10 protein-coding genes and 1 riboswitch are annotated in these 9,774 nt (G+C 38.4%); of the genes, 9 read left to right on the top strand and 1 reads right to left on the bottom strand.

Annotated elements, in window-relative coordinates; translation table 11 throughout:
* The first annotated feature begins 90 nt into the window (after positions 1-90).
* The 9 genes from V7149_RS17255 (at position 91) to V7149_RS17295 (ending at position 8,724) form a co-directional block, all read left to right on the top strand.
* Positions 91-1,278 carry an MFS transporter gene (locus V7149_RS17255; RefSeq protein WP_335346843.1) on the top strand — a complete coding sequence of 396 codons (1,188 nt, stop codon included), beginning with the start codon at positions 91-93 and terminating at the stop codon, positions 1,276-1,278.
* Positions 1,279-1,598: 320 nt separating this feature from the next.
* A riboswitch (TPP riboswitch) is annotated at positions 1,599-1,708 on the top strand.
* Between the two features lie 89 nt (positions 1,709-1,797).
* Positions 1,798-2,796, top strand: coding sequence for an ABC transporter substrate-binding protein (locus tag V7149_RS17260; protein ID WP_335346844.1), 999 nt, complete (start codon positions 1,798-1,800; stop codon positions 2,794-2,796).
* 12 nt (positions 2,797-2,808) lie between these two features.
* Positions 2,809-3,099: an MTH1187 family thiamine-binding protein gene (locus V7149_RS17265; protein WP_335346845.1), complete on the top strand. Its 291-nt coding sequence runs from the start codon at positions 2,809-2,811 to the stop codon at positions 3,097-3,099.
* Positions 3,099-3,860 (top strand): ABC transporter permease, encoded by a 762-nt coding sequence (locus V7149_RS17270; protein WP_335346846.1) that lies wholly within the window; start codon positions 3,099-3,101, stop codon positions 3,858-3,860. The genes V7149_RS17265 and V7149_RS17270 overlap by 1 nt, the downstream gene beginning before the upstream one ends.
* A gap of 1 nt (position 3,861) precedes the next feature.
* Entirely contained in the window at positions 3,862-4,602 is a 741-nt protein-coding gene (locus tag V7149_RS17275) for an ABC transporter ATP-binding protein (RefSeq protein ID WP_335346847.1), read from the top strand.
* 4 nt (positions 4,603-4,606) lie between these two features.
* A complete protein-coding gene (locus V7149_RS17280; protein ID WP_335346848.1) occupies positions 4,607-5,389 on the top strand; it encodes a TatD family hydrolase in 783 nt (260 codons plus the stop codon).
* Between the two features lie 243 nt (positions 5,390-5,632).
* Entirely contained in the window at positions 5,633-6,361 is a 729-nt protein-coding gene (locus tag V7149_RS17285) for a class I SAM-dependent methyltransferase (protein ID WP_335346849.1), read from the top strand.
* Between the two features lie 92 nt (positions 6,362-6,453).
* Entirely contained in the window at positions 6,454-6,936 is a 483-nt protein-coding gene (locus tag V7149_RS17290; RefSeq protein ID WP_335346850.1) for a hypothetical protein, read from the top strand.
* 402 nt (positions 6,937-7,338) lie between these two features.
* Complete coding sequence (locus V7149_RS17295; RefSeq protein ID WP_335346851.1) at positions 7,339-8,724, top strand: MATE family efflux transporter; 1,386 nt, start codon at positions 7,339-7,341, stop codon at positions 8,722-8,724.
* A 150-nt stretch (positions 8,725-8,874) separates the two neighbouring features.
* Here the strand turns inward: V7149_RS17295 and V7149_RS17300 are convergent.
* Positions 8,875-9,774 (bottom strand): alanine/glycine:cation symporter family protein (locus tag V7149_RS17300; protein WP_335346852.1); only part of this gene is annotated, 900 nt, incomplete at its 5' end.

The raw sequence follows: 9,774 nt of genomic DNA on the forward strand, positions 1-9,774 counted from the left end.
TTTCTGTAGTCAGGATTTTTTTTTGTTCAGAAAAAGACCTTCAAAGCCTATTTCTTTTGATATCAGCTAAGAAAGGACATGAAATAGATTATGAATTTGAAAGTTTTTATTCTAGCATTATCAACTATCGCGGTTGGATTGGTTGAATTGATCATTGGCGGGATATTGCCGACAATTGCCGATGATTTTAACATTTCTTTAAGCTCTGCTGGACAGCTAATCACTGTGTACGCTCTTATATACGCCATCGCAGGGCCTGTTTTACTTGTGTTAACGAGCAAAATCGAACGAAAAAAATTGTATCTTGCTTCGTTATTCATATTTTTCCTTGGAAATGTCATGACGTATTTTAGTCCGAATTATATCTTTATGATGATTGCAAGAGTTTTAACTGCAGCTAGTACAGCACTAATTGTTGTACTTTCCTTGACCATTGCTGTGAAAATTGTTGCCCCTTCTCACCGAGCAAAGGCTTTAGGTCTCATTTATATGGGCATAAGTTCTTCTCTCGTATTAGGTGTACCATTGGGAATCCTTCTATCCAATATATTTGGATGGCGCATCATATTCCTTGGAATCGCCGCGTTATCAATTGGATCAATGGTGCTTATTTCAATATTCTTGGAGCGTATTCCAGGGGAAAGAACCATTCCGCTCTCCCAACAATTAAAGGCAGCAGGCAGCGCGAAAATAGGAAGTGCCCACCTCTCTACGGTGTTTATGCTGGCGGGACATTATACGGTTTATGCATATTTCACACCATTTTTAGAGACGAATTTTCATCTTAATTCCTACTGGATCAGTATCTTCTATTTTATATTTGGTATTGCGGCAGTAGGCGGCGGAGCATTCGGTGGAACACTTTCGGATCGGATTGGTACTCACAAAAGTATTGTGATCGTTATCAGTGCATTTGCGATTTGCTTATGCTTATTGCCATTAACAACCTTTTCCCTTGTCTTATTCATTCCAATGATGATGGTTTGGGGAGCATTGAGTTGGGCCTTGGCACCACCTCTACAAAGTTATTTGATTCAAATTGATCCGGCAACGTCCGACATACAGCAAAGCTTAAATAACTCTGCTCTGCAAATCGGAATTTCACTTGGATCAGCTATTGGTGGTCTTGTGTTAAACAATTCCGGAACTGTTTCTAGTACAGCTTGGTTTGGAAGTGGCGTTGTCATTATCTCGTTACTATTTGCAGTCTTTTCTTTGACAAGACCAGCTATAGCAAGAGAAAGTACAAACTCCCCTGCGTCTTTCCAAAGGTCTTAAACCACTTGTCTTCCTTGATTTTGTGAATTTTTGGGCTATCCAGAAAGTCAGTTTTTCTAGACTTAGTGGATAGCTCTTTATCTTTTAGAATAGTCGGTCTTGTGGTGGCTGTGGCGGACACTAATCTTACATAAAATGCTCTTTCCTAAGTTCCCTCCCAAAATGATCGCAATGAATAATTCATAGAACGCGTGTAGACAATATTCCTTTATTCCCCAAGTTCATCCGTAAAAAAACCGACCTACTAATAAGATTATATAATTATGCTACTTCCCTCTCTTTTATTTGATATAATAAAGTATCTGAAAAAATAAATAGCATTAGAATTGTGGGGGAACCGGTGTTACCGGTTGAGACTGTACCTATGAGGTGCTGACCCTTTGAACCTGATCTGGTTAACACCAGCGGAGGAAACATATTCGAATGAAGTATAGATATGTTTGTTCATGTACGCGCGGGTTCTCATCCGGGTGTTTTTTATTTTTTCTGGAAACTATCATGAATGCTTTGGAGGAAAAAATGATGAAATGGTTGATTGCAACGATAATGACTACCTTGCTTCTCGCAGGATGTGCTGGAGGAAAGGAATCCACTGATTCAACAAAGGTACAACAAGAAAAAAATGAAAAGGTAACGGTTGTTTTGGATTGGACACCGAATACGAATCACACCGGTTTATATGTGGCACAGGATAAAGGATACTTTAAAGAAGAAGGCTTGGATGTGGAAATTATTATGCCTGGTGAAGCGGGAGCCGATCAGCTAGTTGCTTCTGGAAAAGCCGATTTTGGCGTCAGCTATCAAGAAAGCATTACACAAGCACGAGTTCAAGGGGTGCCTTTAGTTTCAATCGCAGCAGTAATCCAGCATAATACGTCTGGATTTGCCTCCCCAGCGGAGAAAAATATTACATCACCAACGGATTTTGCAGGAAAAACATACGGGGGCTGGGGAGCTCCAGTTGAAAAATCAGTCATTACTTCATTAATGCAAATCGAAAATGCCAATGTAGAAGATGTTTCCATTGTAAATATGGGGGATACAGACTTTTTTACAGCTGTAAAACGAGATATTGATTTTGCATGGATTTATTACGGCTGGACAGGCATTGAAGCGGAAATTCGCGGCGAAAAGATTAATATGGTCTATTTAACCGATTATAGTAAAAAACTAGATTACTATACACCAGTTCTTGCAACAAATGAAAAGAAGCTTCAATCTAATCCGGAACAAGTAAAGAAATTTTTGAAGGCAGTTTCAAAAGGCTACAAGTTTTCGATCGATAACCCATCTGAAGCAGCAGATAGTTTATTAAAAGCAGCACCTGATCTTGATCAAGAGCTTGTGAAGAAAAGTCAGGAGTGGTTAGCATCACGTTATCAAGATGATGCTCCAAGATGGGGTGAGCAAAAACTTGAAGTTTGGGAAAACTATGCAAGCTGGATGTTTGAAAATCAATTATTAGACAAAGAGCTTGAGGCAAAAAAAGCATTTACAAACGATTATTTACCACAGTGAGGAGACTGTAAGATGAACAATTCCCTGGTTAGCATTCAAATTATACCGAAAACAAAAAATGGAGAAGACGTGATTCCATATGTGGATGAAGCGATAAAAATTATTGAAAAATCAGGTGTCACTTATGAAGTCCATCCGTTAGAAACAACGATGGAAGGCGAGCTTTCTGAACTATTTGATGTGATCAAAAAAATGAATGAACGAATGATTGAAATGGGCAGCAAAAACGTGATTTCTCAAGTAAAAATTTTATATCAGCCAACAGGCATAGCCATGAATCAGTTAACGGAGAAGTATCGATAATGAAAATAATTCGTTTTAAGGGATGGAGATCGGTTTTCGTTCTCCTTCTCTTCTTTTTCATTTGGGAGATTATCGTTAAAAAAGCCGATATTCCAGAATGGCTGCTTCCTGCTCCGTCAACGATTATGACCGAAGCGATTGCAGGCTTTCCCAGTTTTTCTGAACATTTGCTTTCAACGATAAGACTTGGGGTTACAGGGTTTGCGATCGGTGTTGGGATTGGGCTTTTCGCAGCTATCCTGCTCTATCTCCTGCCGTTTGTCCGAGAAGTTATTTATCCGTTTCTAATTCTTTCGCAAAATATTCCCGTGATCGTACTAGCCCCATTATTAGTCATCTGGTTTGGTTTTGGGATATTGCCCAAAATGATAGTCATTACACTTGTTTGTTTTTTCCCGGTGACGATTGCAGCACTTGATGGATTTAAGCAAACATCACCTGACTTAAGGCATTACATGAAAATGGCTGGTGCGACAAAGAGCCAATTGTTTTGGAAGCTGGAACTTCCACATGCTCTCCCCTCCATTTTTTCAGGAATAAAAATCTCTGCCACTTATAGCATTATGGGTGCCGTTATTTCCGAATGGCTTGGGGCAAAATCAGGCATCGGCGTGTATATGACACTAGCTTCTTCCTCATTCCGAACCGATCGTGTGTTTGTTGCTATCTTTGCAATCATGGCGTTAAGCCTATTATTCTTTGCGGTAATCGTTTTGGTTGAACGACTTCTTATCCGCTGGCAGTCAAAAGGAGCAAACTAAAATGAGTGTCTTAACGATACAAGATATTTCGAAAAAATTTGCCGATGTAGATGTCATTAGTCATTTAAATTTACAAGTGAATGAAGGGGAATTTGTCTCTATTCTTGGGCCTTCAGGCAGTGGAAAAAGTACGCTCTTTTCGCTCATTGGCGGCATTCTCACTCCTGATGAAGGGACGATTACACTGAAGGGTGAAAAAATCAACAGCCAAACAGGTGCGGTCAGCTACATGCCGCAATCCCCTAGCTTGCTTCCTTGGAGAACTGTCTTACAAAATGTTCTTCTTGGTCAAGAGCTAAAAGGAACAAAGGATACTAGTAAAGCTTTAAAAATGATTGAAAAAGCTGGGTTAGCTGAATATACCAATTCTTATCCTCATGAGCTTTCCGGCGGCATGAAACAGCGGGTATCCTTTATTCGAGCTTTGCTTAGTCCACAGCCCATCATTTTGCTTGATGAGCCGTTTTCAGCGTTAGATGAACTGACAAGACTGGACATGCAAAAATGGCTATTATCCATCTGGGAAAATAATCGCCGAACTGTTTTGTTTGTCACCCATAATCTTGAGGAAGCTTTGTTTTTATCCGATCGGATTGTGATTCTTTCAAATAAACCGGCAACCATTGCAGCTGAATTTGTTATTCCTTTTCCTAGACCACGTAAGGAAGAGCTACTGTTAGAGGGCGACTTTTTACAATGGAAACGGAAAATCTATTACGAACTGAAATCGTTCATGGAGTAATGATATGAAAAAAATCATTGATGCCCATATTCATCTTGATCAATATGAAAAACGAGATTTAAGCAGAATTATTGAAGGTGACCCTTCCATTGAAGCCCTTATTGCCGTTTCTTTCGACTTGAAATCATGTAAGGCTACACAGGAAATTGCTTCGCATTTTCAACAAGTTTACCCTGCTTACGGCTATCACCCAGAGCAGCCTCTTCCTCATGAATATGAGCTTATCAAGCTTATTAATTGGATGGATCATCATCAAGACGAGATGATTGCAGTTGGTGAAGTGGGGCTTCCTTATTATTTGCGTCAAGAACAGGATCTTCCACTAAGTCCCTATCTTGAATTGTTAGAAGAAATAACAATCAAGGCGAAAATATGGCAAAAACCGCTTGTGCTTCACGCTGTATACGAAGACGCTAAAATTGTTTGTGATCTTCTTGAAAAGCACTCGATTTCAAAAGCACATTTCCATTGGTTCAAGGGTGATGAGTATACGATTGACCGGATGATTCAGAATGGCTACTTCATATCCATCACACCAGATGTACTCTATGAAAACGATATTAAGGAGCTTGTCAAAAAGTATCCACTCGAGCAAATCATGGTTGAAACCGATGGACCTTGGCCATTCGAAGGTCCTTTTACAGGTAAGCAGACCCACCCACAAATGATGCATAAATCCCTTGAGCAAATTTCCAGATTAAAGCGAGTGCCGATTACTGACGTTTACTCTATTGTTAGGGAAAATGCAGTTGGATTTTATGGTTTGAAGAGTAAGAGCGAACAATGAGTTATGATTGTTCGCTCTTAATTACATACGCAAACAAATGAGGTGATTTCGCAAATAAATTGAGTTGTTTGCAATTAATCCTGTCGTTTCGCAAATAAATTACGATAAAGGTGGCTGTAAGTAGGATCATTAACGACTGTGATTTCTATCATTAGATTTATCTCTTACATCGGTTATAATTTGCAATGAAAGTATATAGTAATGTTGAATACAATTGCTTATTAAAGATGAGGTGGATAAGAGATGTCTTTTTATAAAGTATTAAGTCAATATTATGATGATCTATTTCCTAGTAATCCAGCTCAACTAGAATTTATTAAGACCGCCGCAAACAAAAAAATAAAACTACTAGATATTGCTGCCGGAGCAGGCAACCAAGCGATTGAATTAGCGAAAGCTGGCTATCATGTAACAGCCGTTGATCTAGATGAGAAGATGGTCGAAAAAATCGAAAAAAAGCGAATGGATCACCATCTAAATTTATTGACATTACAATTAGATATGAGAAACATAGATCACTTTCATGATCGATCGTTTGATGCTGCCATTTGTATCGGAAACTCTATTGTTCATTTAGAATCATTTGAAGAGATAAGTATGTCCATAAAGAAAATATGGAATGTGCTATCCGAAGACGGCGTATTAATTATTCAAACTGTAAATTATGATCGTATCCTTCAACACCATATTACAGAATTGCCGATTATTGAATTGCCGAATAAGGGAGTTACATTTAAGAGAACCTATGACCACTTTGAAAATAAAATTAAATTCAACGGAGCACTTACGATCAATCAGGGAGCAGGCATTCAGACCTTCTCAAATAGTGTCGAGCTGTATCCATTAACTTCAAATGAGCTCAATGAGAGTCTAAAAATGGCTGGTTTTGGACGAGTTCAGTTATTTGGAGATTTTAAAGGATCGGCATATACGACTGAATCTCCTGCATTAATTGGTATTGCGTATAAATGAAAAAGCACAAGCTCCTTATGAACAGTTTTTAAAGAAGAAAAAAGATGTTTCGTATGCTCATCCTTTTTCTATTAAAGTGGAGGAGGGTTTATATGATCACCAGATGGCTGACCATTAATATCATTACTATCCTCGTCATTGTTTTGTGGAGCTTGTACCAAGGATATGATTCAAGTTATATTTTGATGGGGAAAATCATAGCACAAGCAGCATTTATTTTATTTTTAATTAATATAAATATGTATTTCGTCTTTCTCCTTATAAGGAAAAGTAAAATAAGAAATGTAAAAGTAAAACTTGCAAAAATTTCAAAGAAAATGATGAGATACCACATACCAATTGCAATAACTGCGACTCTGTTAATCATTGCCCATGCAGCATTGATGATTTCTACACGCTTTGTTAATCTCTGGAATACAAAAACTGTTAGTGGGGCAGCAGCGATTGGGATCCTGATTATCTTGTTATTTAGCGGTTTATTACGCAGATGGAAAGCATCAGGAAAAAGGAGAAAGTTTCATTTTACTATGGCTTTTGTATTTTTGGGATTTGTGATTTTACATGTTTTTATATAAATGTGTATCATTCCATTACTGAATTACTCAACATTCGCACCATTATAGGACATACTTTGGTGGTTACACTCACATTATGTCCTTTAAAGCCTAGTTATAGGACACGCTTAGGTGATTTCCTCCACTATATGTCCTTTAAATCCTGGGTAAAGGACATTCTTTAGCGATTACATCCACTTTATGTCCTTTAAAGCCCAGCTATAGGACATGCAATGTTGGTTTCACCTACTTTATGTTCTTAATTACCCACCCTTGCCCCTATAAAGCTATCCCTTAAACAGTACTTGTCACTTTTGTTAACAATTACATTCCATGAACAGTAAAAAAAGTCTTGTAACACTCTTCAAATTGTTATAAGATACTTTTTGTTTTGATTAAATTCTTTGTAAAAAGGTGAACTTAGTGGTAAAAAACGCAACAAGAATACAGAAGGAATTTAATCTCTTCTACTTAACCTGGCCGATATTTTTAGAAATATTTCTTTTTATGCTTATGGGTATTGTTGACACGTTTATGTTGAGTGCAATATCGGATAATGCTGTTTCAGGTGTTGGCGCGGCAAATCAATATCTTCATATTTCCATACTCATTTTGGAAGTAGTCGGTAACGGTGCGGCCATCGTTATTGCTCAATATATCGGTTCAAGAAAAATGGCAGAGGTCGCGAAAATATCTGCGACAGCCATAGTCATGAATTTAATGGTTGGCTTAATTGTCAGTGTGATTTTTCTTCTTTTCAGCAGAAATATATTGGAAGGATCAAATTTATCAGGAGATATCTTACTATATGCTGACAGCTATTTAAAGATTGTCGGTGGAGCTATCTTCTTGCAGGCACTTATTAATTCAGTTGCCGCAATCATTCGTGTTCATGGATTCACGAAGCAGGCGATGCTTGTCTCACTTGGTATGAACGTGATTCATATTATAGGAAACTATTGTTTAATATTTGGGAAGTTTGGATTCCCAGAGTTAGGTGTCCAAGGTGCGGCTATTTCTTCCGTATTAAGCCGCCTTCTTGCACTGTTTGTATTCTTCTGGCTCCTCTATCGAATCATGGAAATCCGCATTGAAATTAAATATTATTTCAACCTATCACGAGAATATATTGGGAAAATATTAAAAATCGGTTTACCTTCTGCCTTTGAACAGGTTATGTATCAATCATGCCAAATCGTCTTCTTATTTTATGTAACTTTTCTCGGTGAGAACTCACTTGCAGCAAGACAGTATGCAGCAAATATTTCTATGTTCATGTATTTATTTGCCTTAGCCATCGGGATGGGAACATCGATCATCGTCGGTCGGCTTGTTGGCGGAAATCTAAAGGATGAAGCCTATGTCCGGGTTTGGAAAAGTTTAAAATGGGCGAGTGCTGCTACTTTGATAATCGTAGCCATCGTCATCATACTTCGCAAACCGTTAATGGCGCTGTTCACAGATGATCCTGAGATCATTCGTTTAGGTGCGAGCGTCTTACTATTAAGTATTCTACTGGAAACGGGGCGCACGATTAACATTGTAGTCATTAATTCGTTACGTGCAGCAGGAGATGCAACCTTCCCTGTCATCATCGGTGCGTTCTCAATGGTAGGAATGAGTCTCCCATTAGGCTATTTCTTTGTGTTTTACCTTGATCTTGGCTTACCAGGCGTTTGGTTAGCAATTGCAGCCGATGAGTGGACTCGAGCCATCATCATGTACTTTAGATGGAAAAGCAGAAAATGGGAAAAATACGCCCTTGTTTCCCATGACAATCCCGATGTAGAGAAAGTCGCAGTTAGTTAAAAAGAGTAAGAGGTTTATATGTTAATTAACACTCATTATTAAGAACATTCTCGTTCGGAAAATTTGTCATTAGAAAAGCACCAGCCACTAAGCTGGTGCTTTCCTAATATAACTAACTATCCGAAGGATTCGCACGGTTAGAAGTTCACTTTATGATACCTTATCCCTTTTTTTATTTTCAGGATTTTGATAACCATTTTCCCAGAACTCAGCATTCTTAATTCCATATTTAGACGAATTGAATTCTGGATCTTTCCCTTCCTTAAGCTGCTCTTCATAGTCCTTTAAAGCAATAAGCGCTGGTTTAAATAACAATAGAATCGCAATTAAGTTTAGCCATACCATAATTCCGAGTCCGATATCGCCCATTGCCCATGCTGTTGTTGCAGTTTTTACTGATCCAAAGAAAATGGTACCTAAAAGGATGAGTTTTAGTGCAATAAAAGCAATTCCCTTGAATTTACCACGTACTAGATAGGCCAAGTTTGTCTCCGCGATATAGTAATAAGCATAAATAGTCGTAAAGGCAAAGAAGAATAAAGCAATGGCAACAAATCCTGCACCGTATCCTGGAATGAGCGTATCAACTGCCGCTTGAGTGTAACCAGCTCCTGGTTCAACTCCTGGAAGGTTTTCAGTTAGTACTGTTCCAGTTTTTTCGTCGATTACATTGTATTGTTGTGTAAATAAAATCATCAATGCAGTCGCTGTAACGACTAAGAATACATCTAAATAAATTGAAAACGCTTGCACAAGACCTTGCTTAGCAGGGTGGGATACCTCAGCAGCCGCAGCTGGGTGAGCACCTGTACCTTGACCAGCTTCATTCGCATATAGACCGCGTTTTACTCCCCACATAATAGCTGAACCAATAATACCGCCAAACATTTCTTCAGCTCCGAAAGCGCTTTTAAAAATGAGTCCAAAAACTGCTGGAATATCGGCAAAATTAGATCCAATAATAATAAGTGCAATTAATACATAAGCAGCTGCCATGAAAGGAACGACCCATTCTGCAACTTTAGCAATACGCTTAACACCGCCAAAAAT

The organism is Bacillus sp. JJ1503 (genome assembly GCF_036965125.1).
Lineage (GTDB): Bacteria > Bacillota > Bacilli > Bacillales > Cytobacillaceae > Cytobacillus.